This window comes from Azotobacter chroococcum (genome assembly GCF_004339665.1).
In the GTDB taxonomy this organism is placed as follows: Bacteria; Pseudomonadota; Gammaproteobacteria; order Pseudomonadales; family Pseudomonadaceae; genus Azotobacter; species Azotobacter chroococcum.
The window spans coordinates 14,991-27,938 of record NZ_SMMU01000040.1 but is presented as its reverse complement, the minus strand read 5'-3'; the positions used below and the strand labels follow the sequence as shown (position 1 = coordinate 27,938).

Here is a 12,948-nt window from a genome sequence, read left to right as displayed (position 1 = left end):
AGTCCGCCTGCTCGGGAGTCGGGCGCAGGGCGATCTTGTGGGTCAGGTGCATCGAAATGCATCCTTGCTGCTCTGCCGGGTGGTGTTCATCACAACTCTCAGTAAAGCAGGTTCGCCGCGGGAACCATTGCCGCGGCGCGCAGGGTCCAAGCCATGAGTCTGTCCACCGCGGATGAATACCCATGGCCAAGAAGCACCACTTCCTCGTCAGCTACACCCTCAACGAGCAGCCGCAGTCGACCGAAGTCGAGTCGGACGCGGAAACCCTTTCCATCGACCAGGCGCGCTTTCACATCGCCGCCCTGCACACCTCGGACGTGCCGGCGGACATCACCGACGTGCAGGTGACCAAGATCGCCCACCCGAGGGAGCCCGGCAGCACGCCGGGGCATTACCAGCAGCCGTGAGCGGCGGCTTCCGCACGGGCGGGATAAACATAAGGGAGGGGGCCTGCCCGCCTGCGGCGGCGCAGGCCGGGCCGGCTCAGGCGGCTCTTTCCCCGGCCTGCCGCTTGAGCTCCTTCCTGCGGCTTTCCATCTGCGCGCCCAGCTCCTCGAGGCGCTCCTCGCCGAGCAGCTCGCAGGCCTTGGGCAGCATCTCCTGCTCCTCTTCCTCGATATGGTGCTCGATCATGTCCTTGAGCACCTTCACCCGGCCGGCGAATTCGCTGCTCGCCGGGTCGGTCTTCTCCAGATCGGGCAGGATCAGCGCCTCCACCGCACGGTGCTCCTCCTTCGCCTCGTGGAACAGGATCTCGCCTTCCTTGCCGCTCGCCGCCCTGAACGCGGGATAGAAGATCTCCTCCTCCAGCCGGGCGTGGGTCATCAGCTCCTCGTGTAGATGGCGCATCAGCTCCTCGCGGGTCTTGATGCCGCGCTCGGTGGTCTTGCCCAGGCGCTCGAAGAGTTGCTTGACCGCCTCGTGATCGTGCTTCAGCAGTTCGACAGCGTTCATCGTCAGTCTCCTTGGAGGGGTGTCGCCTCTAAGCTGACCCTTTGCCCGGCCAATGGGTTCGATGTTTCTGCCCACCCGTTCGTCTCTCCGGGCGGATTGCCCGTGTCGGGGAATGTTCCCGGTACGGCGGCAGTCCATACCGTTAGGAGCGTCGCTTTCCGCGCCGCTCCAGCACATCCGGCCAGCCGGGGGAACAGCGATGAACACAGCCATGGAACCTGATCGACAGAACGGCCCGGGTACGGTGGTGATCTACAGCAATCGTGGCCACGAGGCCCTTCACGAGCGCGCCGTGCACCTCGACCTGGGGAATCGCCTGGCGATGCTGCAAGGACTGGAATTCGGCGGCGAATACGATCCGGCGCTCGCCTATCCGGGATTCCTGTACTTCGTGCCCAGCGGCACGGTGATCGGCCGGCGGAATGCGCACCGACTCGGCCTGCGCAGCGCCGCGGACCTCTTCGGCGGGGTGGTGCCGCAGCCCTTCATGGCCACCAAGGCGATCACCCACGGGCTGCTGCGGGCCGGCGCCCAGGCCCCGCCCGGCTGGTCGCGCCGCTTCACGCAGCGGGTGGCGGACGCGGTACTGCGCGGCTTCACCGTGTTCAACCGCGAAGAGGCCGGCGCGGCCGGCCGCCGGCTGCTGGCCGAGGGGCCGCTGCGGATCAAGCCGGTGCTGGCGAGCGGCGGCCGCGGGCAGCGCCTGGTCGAGGATCCGGCGGAGCTCGATCGACAGCTGGCGGCGCTGGACGAGGACGAGCTGGGCCGCTTCGGCCTGGTGCTGGAGGAGCAGCTGGAGCAGGTGTCGACCTACAGCGTCGGCCAGGTACAGGTCGGCGACCTGCTGGCGACCTATTGCGGCACCCAGCGGCTGACCCTCGACAACCAGGGCGAGGAGGTCTACGGCGGCTCGGACCTGCTGGTGGTGGCCGGCGATTTCGACGAGCTGCTCGCCCTCGCGTTGGACGAGCCGGTGCGCCTGGCCGTGCAGCAGGCGCGCCTCTACGACGCCGCGGCGCTCGACAGCTTCGCCGGCTTCTTCGCCTCGCGACGCAACTACGACATCGCCCGCGGCCTGGACAGCCGGGGCCATACCCGTTCCGGGGTGCTCGAGCAGTCCTGGCGCATCGGCGGCGCCAGCAGCGCGGAAATCGTCGCGCTGGAGGCGTTCCGCGCCGGTGCGCGGGTGGTCCGGGCGTCCACCCTGGAGCTGTTCGGCCCGGAGCAGGTCGCGCCCCCCGGGGCGTGCGTGCTGTTTCGCGGCGAGGACCCGGAACTCGGCTACCTGACCAAATGCGTGGTGACCACGGAGCATGGCAACCCGTAGCGAAAGCGTCGAACTGCCGGTGGAGGACCAGCGGCTCGCCGGCACCTTCCTCAGCCCGGACACCCGGATGCCGGGGCTGCTGTTCGTGCACGGCTGGGGCGGCAGCCAGGAGCGCGACCTGAAGCGCGCGCGGGGCATCGCCGGGCTCGGCTGCGTCTGCCTGACCTTCGACATGCGCGGCCACGGCGGCACCCTGGCGCAGCAGCAGGGCGTCACCCGCGAGGACAACCTGCACGACCTGATCGCCGCCTACGACCTGCTGGCCCGGCACCCGGCCATCGACCGCGACGCCATCGCGGTGGTCGGCAGCAGCTACGGCGGCTATCTGGCCACCATCCTCACCTCGCTGCGCCCGGTGAAGTGGCTCGCCCTGCGCGTGCCGGCGCTCTATCGGGACGCCGAGTGGAGCCGCCCCAAGCGCGAGCTCGACCGCCAGGACCTGCAGCTGTACCGCAACTCGCCGCTGACGCCGGCCGACAACCGCGCGCTGGGGGCCTGCGCGGCCTTTCGCGGCGACGTGCTGCTCGTCGAGTCGGAGAACGACCAGCTGATCCCGCACACCACGCTCATGAACTACCGCAGCGCCTTCGTCCGCGCCCACTCGCTGACCCACCGGATCATCGACGGCGCCGACCACGCGTTGAGCGGGGAACTCTGCCAGCAGGCCTACACCTCGATCCTGGTGCACTGGGTGACCGAGATGGTAGTCAAATCCCGGGTCGGCAGCCTCTCCCCGGAGGGACGCGGGGGCTGAAGGCCGTGCGCGGGGATTTCCCGAACAGGCGCCAGCCGGCCGCCGCTACTGCGACCATTTCCCGCCGCCGTTCTCGCAGTCGATGCGGGTCTGCTCCCGGTCGTGCACCTGGTAGTAGTAGGTGAGGATCTGCGCGTCGTCCGGCAGCGGGTCCGGCCAGGTGCCCTGGACGAACTGGCCGCTGGCGTCCTCGTTGGCCAGGGTTTCCTGGGTCAGGGCCGCGGTGCATTTTCCGAAATGGCCGCTCGGGCAGTTCGCACGCTTTTCCTTGTGCACCCCGGCCACGGGGCTCTTCTCGGTGTTGCAGGACCAGTCCAGCGAGCCGGCCGGCATGCCGCGGTGCTCGAAGCAGGACTCCCTGACGTCGTTCGCTGTGCCGGCCACCGCCAGTTGCTCGGTCACGTGGCAGACCTCGGCCAGCAGTCGCGGGCTGGACAGGCCGGCGCAGAGAAAAACCCCAATCGCGAACAGGCGCTTCATGGCAGACCTCCGGAAGGCAATGAAACAGTCGCGGCGCGAGAGCCGCCCTTTCGCGTGGGACTGGCGTTGTCTGGCGAGAGTTCGGCGCCGCAGGACCGGCGGCATCCGCTTGCCCCGCGCAGCGCGGCGCCGTAGCCGGAACGCGAGCCAGAGGATTGATTTGCCCCACCCCTGGCTCTAACGTGGATAAGGGGGCGCTCGGCATCTTCCCTGCCTGATCCGGGCCGAGCGTGCGTCACCCAGTCTTTGTTAGCCTTGAGGAAATCAAAAATTATGAAAAAGATCCTGATCCCGTTGCTCGCCTTCGGCGGCGCGCTGGCCCTGCAGCCGGCCCTGGCCGAGGACGGCGACGCGCTGTACAAGACCAAGGGCTGCACGGTTTGTCACGCGGTCGACAGCAAGCTGGTCGGCCCCTCCTACAAGGACGTCGCCGCCAAGTACGCCGGCCAGGCCGATGCCATCGACGTGCTCGCCACCAAGATCAAGAACGGCGGCTCGGGCAACTGGGGGCAGATCCCGATGCCGCCGAACGCCGTCACCGAGGAAGAAGCCAAGGCCCTCGCCAAGTGGGTCCTCGAGCAGAAATAAGCGTCCCGGGACGCCGGCCGGCCTGGCGTCCCTTCCCCTCTCCCGCTTTCCCTCCCCGCCGCCATCAGCCCACCGGCACATCCTCGCTGCCCACCTCCGTCTGTCCCGCCATGACGGCGCGGTTGCGCCCGCCCCGCTTGGCCCGGTACAGCGCCTCGTCGGCCAGCCTGAGCACCGCCTCCACCGAGGCGGCGCTGCCCGGCCAGTGGGCGACCCCGGCAGAAACGGTGACGAAGGAGCCAGTGGGGCTTGGCGCATGGCTGATCAGGCCGCGCAGCCGCTCGGCGACCTGCAGGGCCCCCTCCAGGCTGGTTTCCGGCAGCAGCAGGGTGAACTCCTCGCCCCCGCCCCGGCAGACCAGGTCGCTGCTGCGCGAGACGCTGCCCAGCAGCCGGCTCACGTGCTGCAGCACCCGATCGCCGATGTCGTGGCCGTAGCTGTCGTTGACCTGCTTGAAATGGTCGATGTCCACGGCGATCACCGCAAAGGACCGCCGCTGTGCCTGCCAGCGCTCCAGGGCAAGCTGCAGGCCGCGCCGGTTGGTCAGCCCGGTCAGCGGATCGGTGAGGTTTTCCTGGTTGAGCCGGCCGAGCTTGCCGTGCAGCAGCGCCAGGCCGTCCAGCATGGCGAGCTTGAGCTGTTCGGCCTCGAAGTACCAGGCACGCACCCGGCGGATCTGCTCCCGGGCGCTGGCGAACTCCCAGTGCCGGGCGGTTATGGCCAATTGCCGCAGCGGGCGCACGATCAGCTTCGACAGCCACCAGAGGGCCGCCAGCATGGGGATGAAGAACGGCAGCGCAGCGAGCAGGATCTCCAGCATCAGCCCGTCGAGGGCGGCCAGGGTGGCGGCGCTGGGCCGCTGGGCAACGACACCCCAGCCGGTGCCGGCCACCGGGGCATAGCCGGCGAGCATGTCGATGCCGGTGCCGTCGAGCACGCGCCGGCTGCCCTCCTCGCCCTGCAGCACGGCCTCGACCGCCGGATTGCCGGTGACGATCTCGCCGATCCGCGACGGCTCCTGGTGGTGGAGCAGATGCCGGTTGCCGTCCACCACATACAGCTGCGAACCGTCCTGGTAATAGTGGTTGCCGAGCAGCGCCTGCAGGCTGCCGTCGCTTTGCCCCAGGTGGATGGCGCCACCGACATAGCCCAGGTAGCGGCCGTCCGGGGCGAAGATCGGCTGCGAGAGGAAGACCAGCAGATGCCCGCGCAGGCCAACGTAGGGCGTGCTGATCAGGGGCTCGCGCGCAGCCAGCGCCCGCCGTGCGCCCTCGGCCTGCAGCACGCTGCCGACCAGCCCCACGCCCCAGGGCGCGGCGGCCTGCACCCGGCCGTCGGCGCCCACGACGAAGACCCCGTTGAAGGTGCCGGTCTGCGCCTTCAGGCGCGCGACCTCGGCGTCGAGCCGCTCCGTCTGGCCAAGCCGCTCCGGCAGCAGGGCGGCGCTGTAGGCGAGCTGCTGCTGCGCCGCCTTGAGGAAGGCGTCGGTGCTGTGGGCCAGCTTGGCGGCATAGGCGCGGTTGGCCTCCAGCGTCTGGGCGATCAGCTGGCGATGCAGGGTCTGGTAGCTGGCATGGAAGCTGTTGGCGAAGGTCAGCAGGGTGGTGGCGATCGTCAACAGCAGGATCAGGCGGCGCAGATCGAGATGATGCATAGAATCTCTGAGGCAAAGATGACTACCGGCAAGCGCCCCTGTCGAAGGCCAGGGGGAGACAGGCGCAGGACGCGAACGGTCGCGCCTGGCTCTGGCGTCGGGCCGGGCTTCCCGATTTCCTGATGCGGCCTCCAGCCAGCCGGGAAGAACGGCGCCCTTCCTCGCGGCAGGCGCCGTCGCCCATGCGGCAGATTCTGGTGGCAAAAAGCCCCTGCGGAAAAGCCTTTCAGGTCAAGTCGTCGGTCAATGGTCGGAAATCCGCGGCCTCGCGGCAACAATCCGCGCCCCTATTGCATGCGCACCGTCAGGCGGGCCACATGGGCGCCCTGGAAGCTGGCCAGGATCAGCTCCTTCTCGCTCGGCTGGCGTGAGCCGTCCGCCCCGGCGATGGTCGCCGCGCCATAGGGCGAGCCGCCGCGCAGGTCGCTGATGTCGCTGAGTTCCGGCAGCACGTAGGGCAGGCCGACGATCACCATGCCCTGGTGTGCCAGGGTGTGCCAGAACGAGGTGATGGTGGTTTCCGAACCGCCGCCGGTGCCGGTGCTGGTGAACACGCTGGCGAACTTGCCGACCAGCGCGCCACTGACCCACAGCCCGCCGGTCTGGTCGAGAAAGTTGCGCATCTGCGCGGTCATGTTGCCGAAGCGCGTCGGCGTGCCGAACAGGATGGCGTCGTAGTCGGCCAGCTCCTTCGGCTCGGCCACCGGCGCCATCTGGTCGAGCTTGGCGCCGGCCTTGCGCGCCAGCGCCTCGGGCATGGTCTCGGGCACCCGCTTGAGGGTCACCTCCACGCCCGGCACGCTGCGCGCGCCCTCGGCCACCGCTTCGGCCATGCGCTCGATATGACCATACATGGAGTAATAGAGGACGAGGATCTTCTTCATGATGGCGCCTCCTGGCTGGTTGGATCAGACAGGTATAGCAGTACCCCGGCGCCGTTGCGGAAAGGTGACCGGGCTGCGGCGCGCCCGGCGGCGGACTCGCTATCATGGGCGGTCACGCTTTCCGGGAGATCGACATGCTCAACGGCCTCTGGCTGGGTTTTTTCCTGATCGCCGCGCTGACCGCCTTCGGCCGCTGGCTGCTGGGCGGCGAGCCGGCGGTGTTCGCCGCCATGGTCGACGGCCTGTTCGGCATGGCCAAGCTGGCCGTGGAGGTGATGGTCCTGCTGTTCGGCACCCTCACCCTCTGGCTGGGCTTCCTGCGCATCGCCGAACAGGCCGGGCTGGTGGAGCTGCTGGCGCGCCTGCTCGGCCCGCTGTTCCGCCGGCTGATGCCCGAGGTGCCGCCCGGCCACCCGGCGCTCGGGCTGATCACCCTCAACTTCGCCGCCAACGGCCTGGGCCTGGACAACGCCGCCACGCCGATCGGCCTCAAGGCGATGCGCGCCCTGCAGGAGCTCAATCCCAGCGCGACCACCGCGAGCAACGCGCAGATCCTCTTCCTGGTGCTCAACGCCTCCTCGCTGACCCTGCTGCCGGTGTCGATCTTCATGTATCGCGCCCAGCAGGGCGCCGACGATCCGACCCTGGTGTTCCTGCCGATCCTCCTGGCGACCAGCGCCTCGACCCTCGCCGGGCTGCTCGGCGTGGCCCTCATGCAGCGCCTCAGGCTCTGGGACCCGGTGGTGCTGGCCTACCTGCTGCCCGGTGCGCTGCTGCTCGGCGCCTTCATGGCGCTGCTCGCCGGGCTCTCGGCGACGGCGCTGGCGGCGCTGTCCGCGCTGCTCGGCAACCTGGTGCTGTTCAGCCTGATCCTGCTGTTCCTGGTGCTGGGGGCGCTGCGCAAGGTGGCGGTCTACGAACACTTCGTCGAAGGCGCCAGGGAAGGTTTCGAGGTGGCGAAGAACCTCTTGCCCTACCTGGTCGCCATGCTCTGCGCGGTCGGCGTGCTGCGCGCCTCCGGGGCGCTGGACTATGCGCTGGAGGGCCTACGCTGGCTGGCCGGGGTGGCCGGCTGGGACGTGCGCTTCATCGACGCGCTGCCCACCGCGCTGGTCAAGCCGTTCTCCGGCAGCGCGGCGCGCGCCCTGCTGATCGAGACCATGCAGACCCACGGGGTGGACAGCTTCCCCGCGCTGGTCGCCGCCACCGTGCAGGGCAGCACCGAGACCACCTTCTACGTGCTCGCCGTGTACTTCGGCGCGGTCGGCATCCAGCGCGCCCGCCATGCGGTGGGCTGCGCCCTGCTGGCGGACTTCTGCGGCGTGCTGGCGGCGATCGGGGTGTGCTACTGGTTCTTCGGCTGAGGCTCAGCTCTCGAGCCAGACGTCCTTGACCCAGTGCCACACCGAGTCCCAGCTCTCGTCGCTGAGATCGCCGCTGTCGCCGCTCCACAGCAGCACCTGGCCCTCGATGTCCACCACGTAGTAATCGCGGCCGGCCTGGCACAGCGGCACCAGGTCGCGCGGCACGCCCTGGTCCCAGGCGACCGCGGCGACTTCCGGCAGGTAGGTGTGCGACTGCGGATCGCTGGCGGTCACCGGCTCCAGGCTGCCGTAGACCACGTCGCTGACCTTGAGCAGGAACTCGCGCAGCTCGAAGGGCAGGTTGATCAGCAGCTGCTCCTCGATTTCCACCAGCAGGTCTTCGTCGGGCAGTTCCAGGGGCACCGGCACCGGCTCGTTCAGCTCGCGCAATTGTTCGATGACGTCTTCCACGGCTCGTTGTTCCTCAGGCAATGATGCGCGCTTTATACCCCAGCGCCCCGCCGGACAGAATCGCGGCCTGTCGCAGGCGCGGCCGGCCCGAAGGCCGCGGACGACTGCCGCGGACAGTCGGCGTCAATGTTATGACGAGCCACTGCTGTCTGTCTTTTGGCGAATGTCAAGCACTGCGCCCGAATGCCGCAGCATCCGGCTTGGAGCCCTTGTGAACGGTCAACGACAATCGGTACGCACGTCCGTATGCTCCGTCTGCCGATCACGCGCTCCCGCACCTCCCACCAGCGGAGACGGGCGGGACGAGGAGCCGGGGCACGGCGATTGTCGCGCAAGGCCCGCATCCGGTCGAAAGTGCTTCGACCTCCGCGCGTTGAACGGGCATCCTTGGCGACCGCCCCTCCGGCAGCCTGCCGACGCGAGACAGCTTCGTCCGCCACGGCGGGACTGGATGAGCAAGCGGTCGACCCAGTGCGGCACTCCCGATGTCGAACAGAGCAGGATCTCTTATGCCCAGTACGTCCCCAGAACAACAGGCCGCCGAATGGAAACTATTGCTCATGCAATTTCCTGCGGCAGTCGCCGCCCAGGTCAGGGAGTTGGCCACCACCCATCAGGCTGAACTGGCCGGGTATTTCTACCAGCAGATGCTGCAGGACGAACAGGCCATGCTCTTCCTCACCCACGAGCAGGTGAAGAGCCGTCTCCATGGGACCCTGCAGCAATGGATCGTCTCGCTGTTTTCCAGCACCGGCGACGAGACCGCCCTGCTGGCGCTGATCACCCAGCAGAAGCAGATCGGCGAGATCCATGCGCGCATCAAGATTCCCATCCACCTGGTGCTGCGCGGCGCCCGGCACCTGCGCGAGCGGCTGTTCGAGCTGCTCTGCCGGCAGCCCCTCGACACCGAGCACAAGCTCTTCGGCCAGCGCCTGATCGGCGAAACCATCGACCTGGCCATGGAGATCATGAGCCGCGCCTTTTCCGACGCCAATGACCGCAACTCGCGCAGCGAGGAGGGCTACCGGCTGTTCTCGGTGGCACAGCACATCGGCGTCGAACAGGAGCGCCAGCGCTCCGCCCTGCTCGACTGGGAAAACCAGCTGATGTTCGATCTGGCCGTCGGCCAGCTCGCAGCGCAGCTGCCCAGGCTGTCCGGCTCGGAATTCGGCCTGTGGTTCCGCCACAAGGGCGCCCATGCCTTCCAGGGCTCCTGGGAAACCGAGCTGATCCTGCAGAGCATGCAGCAGATCGACGAGGTGCTGCTGCCGCTGTTCGAGAAGGCCGTGGCGGAGCCGAACGTCGAGCAGCGCCTGCACAACCTGCGCACCCTGCGCGAACAGGCCAAGGGCATCGTCTTTCATCTGGACAACCTGTTCGAGCAGGCCAATGTCCTGGAAAGCGGCCGTGACGTGCTGACGCGCATGCTCAACCGCAAGTTCCTGCCGGTGATCCTGGCCAAGGAAGTGGCCTACGCACGGCAGAGCGAGCGCACCTTCGCCGTGCTGGCGGTGGACATCGACCACTTCAAGCAGATCAACGACGAGTTCGGCCACGAGGCCGGCGATCTGGTCCTGCAGCAGCTGGCCACCCTGCTCAGCAACCATTGCCGCGGCGGCGACTACGTGTTCCGCATGGGCGGCGAGGAATTTCTCGTGCTGCTGGTCGACGTCCACCAGGGACAGGCGCTCGGGGTGGCCGAGAAGCTGCGCCAGCAGGCCGAGAAGGAGCGCTTCCGTCTATCGGGCGAGCACGACCTGCAGCTGACCGTGAGCATCGGCCTGGCCCTGCACGACGGCCATCCGGACTACCAGCGCCTGCTGCGCCAGGCCGACCGGGCGCTGTACGAGGCCAAGCATGGCGGACGCAACCGGGTGGTGCTGGCCAGGGAACTGCCGGGCTGAAAAAGGAAAACCCGGGCAAGCCCGGGTTTTCCGTCGCTGGGGTCCGGCTCAGCCGTTCTGGCGGATGCCGGCGATCAGCCAGGGCTGGTTCTCGCCCTGGCGGCGCTCCATGCGCCAGCTCTCGCTGAAGGTCTCGCCCTGCTCGAAGCGGGAGTTCTTCGACACGCCGCTGAAGGTCAGGGTGGCGACGGTCTTGTCGGCCAGGTCGTCCAGGCCGTCCAGCTGCACCTGCAGGTTCTCGACGTAGGTGGACTGGAAGCCGTCGCCCAGCTCGGCGCGCTCCTTGCGGATGAAGTCGAGCATCTGCGGAGTGACGAACTCGGCGATCTTGTCCATCTCGTTGGCGTCCCAGTGCTGCTGCAGGGCCATGAAGTGCTGGCGGGCGGCTTCCAGGAAACGCTGCTCGTTGAACCAGGCCGGCGCCTGGATCGGCGCGCGGCGCTGGGCAGCAGCCGGCGCGGCGCTGGCGGCGGCACGCGGCTGGGCCGGCATCTCACGCTGCATGGGCGCGTGACCGGCCATGGCCGGGTGCAGCTTGCGCCGGCGGGCGGCGATCAGGCGGTACACCAGGAAGGCGATCAGCGCGAGGATCAGGATGTCGAGCAGCTGGATGCCGTCGAAGCCGTCACCCATGAACATCGAAGCCAGCAGGCCGCCGGCGGCGATGCCGGCCAGCGGGCCGAGCCAGCGCGAGGCGCCGCTGGCCGGACGGGCGGGAGTCGGCGCGGCCGCGTTCGGCGTCGTGGCAGTGCTGCCGGCCGGCTGCTGCGGCTGGACCTGGCGGGTCTGGTGGGTCGGCTCGCTGCCGGACGACTTGCCGCCGCCGAAACGCTTGGCGTTGGCATCGAGGCTGAGGGTCATGGCCACGCAACACGCCATGCAGAGACTGAGAAAACGACGCATGTGGGGATTCCCGTAGTTGTAGTTGATGTCACGCATTTCATCTTGCCCAGCAGTGCCGGGAGCTGTCATTCATTATTTCCCAAGCTGAAAGCAATGGCGGCCGGACTCCGGGCAACGCTGGAGAAAAACTGTTTCGAGCTTTTGCCCGCGGACCGGCTCAGGGCCGCAGCAGCCAGGCCAGCGGCAGGCTGTACAGGCGCCGGCGCAGATAGGCGCGCAGCGCCGCCTCGTCCTCCCGGCGGTGGCGCAGCCAGTGGCTGAAGGTGCACAGATAGACGGTGCTGAGCGCGCACTCCTCGCCGATGCGCGAGAGGTGCGAGTTGGTCCGCCCGGCCGCCTCGCGCCACCACTGCACGGTGCGGCTGATGCGCATCAGTCCCAGCGTCTGCAGATGGACATGGCCGGGCTCGAGCTTGTAGCAGAGCATCTCCGCGGTCAGCCGCCGGTGCGGCGCCAGCGCCGCGAGCCAGACGACCAGCAGCTCCTCCAGTCGCCCGGCCGGCGTCAGCACCGCCAGACCGGCATCCCGGGCGCGGGCCAGCATGGCCGCGTCGGCGCGGTCGAACCAGGCTTCCACCAGGGCGTCCTTGTCCCGGTAGCGGCGGGCGATCTCGTCCAGCCCGATGCCCAGCGTGGCGGCCACGTCGAACAGGCGCAGCCGCTCCCAACCGCTGCGCTCGGCGATCTGCAGGGCGGTATCGAGGATCTGCGCGGAACTGGTCATGGACTCACCTCCGCCTTTCAGTATGGACGCTTCCCGAGCGGCTGACGGCGGCGGCGACCGGTGGCGGCCGGGCAGGAAAGATCCTGCCGCGTCTACCTTCACGCGGGCGGCGCATACCCCAGTAGCTGGTAATCGCGCGCATACACCTCATGGATTCTTTTCCGCGTCGCTGGCCGGAACTGTTCGTGCCTGTCGGCGATTTCCCGGTCGGACCTGTTCTTGTGGGCCAGTTCGACCTCAAGGCCCAGTTGCCGGCAGATATGGGCAAAGTCGCCGGCCAGGTTTTCATAGCGTCCGATGAAGTCCACATCGATCTGCCCGAGTTCGTCGGTCAGAAACCGCCATTGGGGCACGAAGTGAATCTGCCGGTCGACATTTTCCGGACAAAGCCAGGCATCGACGAAGTTGTCGAAGCTGCCATGGCGTTCGAGCATTCTCCGGGCGGCCTGATCCTGCCTGAGTCGCCTGTTGCCGAGCAGATAGCAATAGGCCGAATGGGCCCGGTCCAAAGGATCGCGAACGATGGCGAACTTGAATGCACGTGCATAGAACTCCGGAAAAACCTGGGCATACCAGTTCAGGGGCAGGTGCCCCGGTCCCCCGTCGCCGAACAGTGAGGCGCAGAGGCTCTTGCCGGCACACTTGGGCACATGCACGAAGATGCAGTTGTACTGCCGAAATGGCTCGGGAATCGCCAAGGTCTTCTTGAAGAGGGTCTGCTTGAAGGCTTGCCGTTCGATGATCGGCAACTGCCGCAGCAGGTAATCCTGCTGCTGTTTGCTGAGGCTGCGCCAGAAGAACCTTCTCAAGAAATCCATGCCTTGTCTCGCGATATCGGGAAACATTCCATTAACCCGAAGAGGCTCCGGGAAGTTCATTGCCGGCGACACCGATGAAAAGGTCAGTGCCGACTTATTGCCGGCACGCTTGGCCTGGTCTTTCCTGTCGGTATGGCCTGCCGCACTACACCATAAGATTGGTCAAAGTTTCGTAAATTTTTG

General features: G+C 67.8%; 14 protein-coding genes. 6 read left to right on the top strand and 8 right to left on the bottom strand.

Annotated elements, in window-relative coordinates; genetic code table 11:
* The first annotated feature begins 182 nt into the window (after positions 1-182).
* Entirely contained in the window at positions 183-407 is a 225-nt protein-coding gene (locus EV691_RS20130; protein WP_089166717.1) for a hypothetical protein, read from the top strand.
* A 76-nt stretch (positions 408-483) separates the two neighbouring features.
* Here EV691_RS20130 and EV691_RS20125 read toward each other — a convergent pair whose 3' ends face one another.
* Positions 484-954: a hemerythrin domain-containing protein gene (locus tag EV691_RS20125; RefSeq protein ID WP_131300300.1), complete on the bottom strand. Its 471-nt coding sequence runs from the start codon at positions 952-954 to the stop codon at positions 484-486.
* A 211-nt stretch (positions 955-1,165) separates the two neighbouring features.
* Here EV691_RS20125 and EV691_RS20120 point away from each other — a divergent pair, with 211 nt between their 5' ends.
* On the top strand, positions 1,166-2,281 hold the full coding sequence (locus EV691_RS20120; protein WP_131300308.1) for a DUF3182 family protein: 1,116 nt from the start codon (positions 1,166-1,168) through the stop codon (positions 2,279-2,281).
* The gene (locus tag EV691_RS20115) at positions 2,268-3,035 is read left to right on the top strand and encodes an alpha/beta hydrolase family protein (RefSeq protein ID WP_089166714.1); all 768 of its coding nucleotides are present in this window, start codon (positions 2,268-2,270) and stop codon (positions 3,033-3,035) included. The genes EV691_RS20120 and EV691_RS20115 overlap by 14 nt, the downstream gene beginning before the upstream one ends.
* A 45-nt stretch (positions 3,036-3,080) precedes the next feature.
* On the opposite strand, the gene EV691_RS20110 is transcribed toward EV691_RS20115, so the two are convergent.
* A complete protein-coding gene (locus EV691_RS20110; RefSeq protein WP_131300298.1) occupies positions 3,081-3,515 on the bottom strand; it encodes a hypothetical protein in 435 nt (144 codons plus the stop codon).
* Between the two features lie 273 nt (positions 3,516-3,788).
* On the opposite strand from EV691_RS20110, the gene EV691_RS20105 reads away from it, so the two are divergent.
* Positions 3,789-4,103: a c-type cytochrome gene (locus EV691_RS20105; protein WP_131300296.1), complete on the top strand. Its 315-nt coding sequence runs from the start codon at positions 3,789-3,791 to the stop codon at positions 4,101-4,103.
* Between the two features lie 64 nt (positions 4,104-4,167).
* Here the strand turns inward: EV691_RS20105 and EV691_RS20100 are convergent, their stop codons facing one another.
* Together EV691_RS20100 and wrbA are read right to left on the bottom strand one after the other, a co-directional pair.
* On the bottom strand, positions 4,168-5,757 hold the full coding sequence (locus tag EV691_RS20100; RefSeq protein WP_131300294.1) for a sensor domain-containing diguanylate cyclase: 1,590 nt from the start codon (positions 5,755-5,757) through the stop codon (positions 4,168-4,170).
* 287 nt (positions 5,758-6,044) lie between these two features.
* Positions 6,045-6,641, bottom strand: a complete 597-nt coding sequence (gene wrbA, locus EV691_RS20095) for an NAD(P)H:quinone oxidoreductase (RefSeq protein WP_089166710.1) — start codon at positions 6,639-6,641, stop codon at positions 6,045-6,047.
* A gap of 134 nt (positions 6,642-6,775) precedes the next feature.
* On the opposite strand from wrbA, the gene EV691_RS20090 reads away from it, so the two are divergent.
* The gene (locus EV691_RS20090) at positions 6,776-8,005 is read left to right on the top strand and encodes a nucleoside recognition domain-containing protein (protein ID WP_131300306.1); all 1,230 of its coding nucleotides are present in this window, start codon (positions 6,776-6,778) and stop codon (positions 8,003-8,005) included.
* A gap of 3 nt (positions 8,006-8,008) precedes the next feature.
* Here EV691_RS20090 and EV691_RS20085 read toward each other — a convergent pair whose 3' ends face one another.
* The gene (locus EV691_RS20085; RefSeq protein ID WP_131300292.1) at positions 8,009-8,416 is read right to left on the bottom strand and encodes an SMI1/KNR4 family protein; all 408 of its coding nucleotides are present in this window, start codon (positions 8,414-8,416) and stop codon (positions 8,009-8,011) included.
* Between the two features lie 509 nt (positions 8,417-8,925).
* On the opposite strand from EV691_RS20085, the gene EV691_RS20080 reads away from it, so the two are divergent.
* Complete coding sequence (locus EV691_RS20080) at positions 8,926-10,320, top strand: diguanylate cyclase (protein WP_131300290.1); 1,395 nt, start codon at positions 8,926-8,928, stop codon at positions 10,318-10,320.
* 48 nt (positions 10,321-10,368) lie between these two features.
* Here EV691_RS20080 and EV691_RS20075 read toward each other — a convergent pair whose 3' ends face one another.
* The 3 genes from EV691_RS20075 to EV691_RS20065 form a co-directional block, all read right to left on the bottom strand.
* Positions 10,369-11,223 (bottom strand): Tim44 domain-containing protein, encoded by an 855-nt coding sequence (locus EV691_RS20075; protein ID WP_131300304.1) that lies wholly within the window; start codon positions 11,221-11,223, stop codon positions 10,369-10,371.
* Positions 11,224-11,380: 157 nt separating this feature from the next.
* On the bottom strand, positions 11,381-11,947 hold the full coding sequence (locus tag EV691_RS20070) for a TetR/AcrR family transcriptional regulator (RefSeq protein ID WP_131300288.1): 567 nt from the start codon (positions 11,945-11,947) through the stop codon (positions 11,381-11,383).
* A gap of 98 nt (positions 11,948-12,045) precedes the next feature.
* A complete protein-coding gene (locus EV691_RS20065; RefSeq protein ID WP_131300286.1) occupies positions 12,046-12,765 on the bottom strand; it encodes a sulfotransferase family 2 domain-containing protein in 720 nt (239 codons plus the stop codon).
* Positions 12,766-12,948 lie beyond the last annotated feature (183 nt).

Excerpts from the sequence above, each read along its gene's own strand:
- EV691_RS20130 (WP_089166717.1), top strand. The coding sequence starts at position 183 with ATGGCCAAGAAGCACCACTTCCTCGTCAGCTACACCCTCAACGAGCAG.
- EV691_RS20125 (WP_131300300.1), bottom strand. The coding sequence starts at position 954 with ATGAACGCTGTCGAACTGCTGAAGCACGATCACGAGGCGGTCAAGCAA.
- EV691_RS20120 (WP_131300308.1), top strand. The coding sequence starts at position 1,166 with ATGGAACCTGATCGACAGAACGGCCCGGGTACGGTGGTGATCTACAGC.
- EV691_RS20115 (WP_089166714.1), top strand. The coding sequence starts at position 2,268 with ATGGCAACCCGTAGCGAAAGCGTCGAACTGCCGGTGGAGGACCAGCGG.
- EV691_RS20110 (WP_131300298.1), bottom strand. The coding sequence starts at position 3,515 with ATGAAGCGCCTGTTCGCGATTGGGGTTTTTCTCTGCGCCGGCCTGTCC.
- EV691_RS20105 (WP_131300296.1), top strand. The coding sequence starts at position 3,789 with ATGAAAAAGATCCTGATCCCGTTGCTCGCCTTCGGCGGCGCGCTGGCC.
- EV691_RS20100 (WP_131300294.1), bottom strand. The coding sequence starts at position 5,757 with ATGCATCATCTCGATCTGCGCCGCCTGATCCTGCTGTTGACGATCGCC.
- wrbA (WP_089166710.1), bottom strand. The coding sequence starts at position 6,641 with ATGAAGAAGATCCTCGTCCTCTATTACTCCATGTATGGTCATATCGAG.
- EV691_RS20090 (WP_131300306.1), top strand. The coding sequence starts at position 6,776 with ATGCTCAACGGCCTCTGGCTGGGTTTTTTCCTGATCGCCGCGCTGACC.
- EV691_RS20080 (WP_131300290.1), top strand. The coding sequence starts at position 8,926 with ATGCCCAGTACGTCCCCAGAACAACAGGCCGCCGAATGGAAACTATTG.
- EV691_RS20075 (WP_131300304.1), bottom strand. The coding sequence starts at position 11,223 with ATGCGTCGTTTTCTCAGTCTCTGCATGGCGTGTTGCGTGGCCATGACC.
- EV691_RS20070 (WP_131300288.1), bottom strand. The coding sequence starts at position 11,947 with ATGACCAGTTCCGCGCAGATCCTCGATACCGCCCTGCAGATCGCCGAG.
- EV691_RS20065 (WP_131300286.1), bottom strand. The coding sequence starts at position 12,765 with ATGGATTTCTTGAGAAGGTTCTTCTGGCGCAGCCTCAGCAAACAGCAG.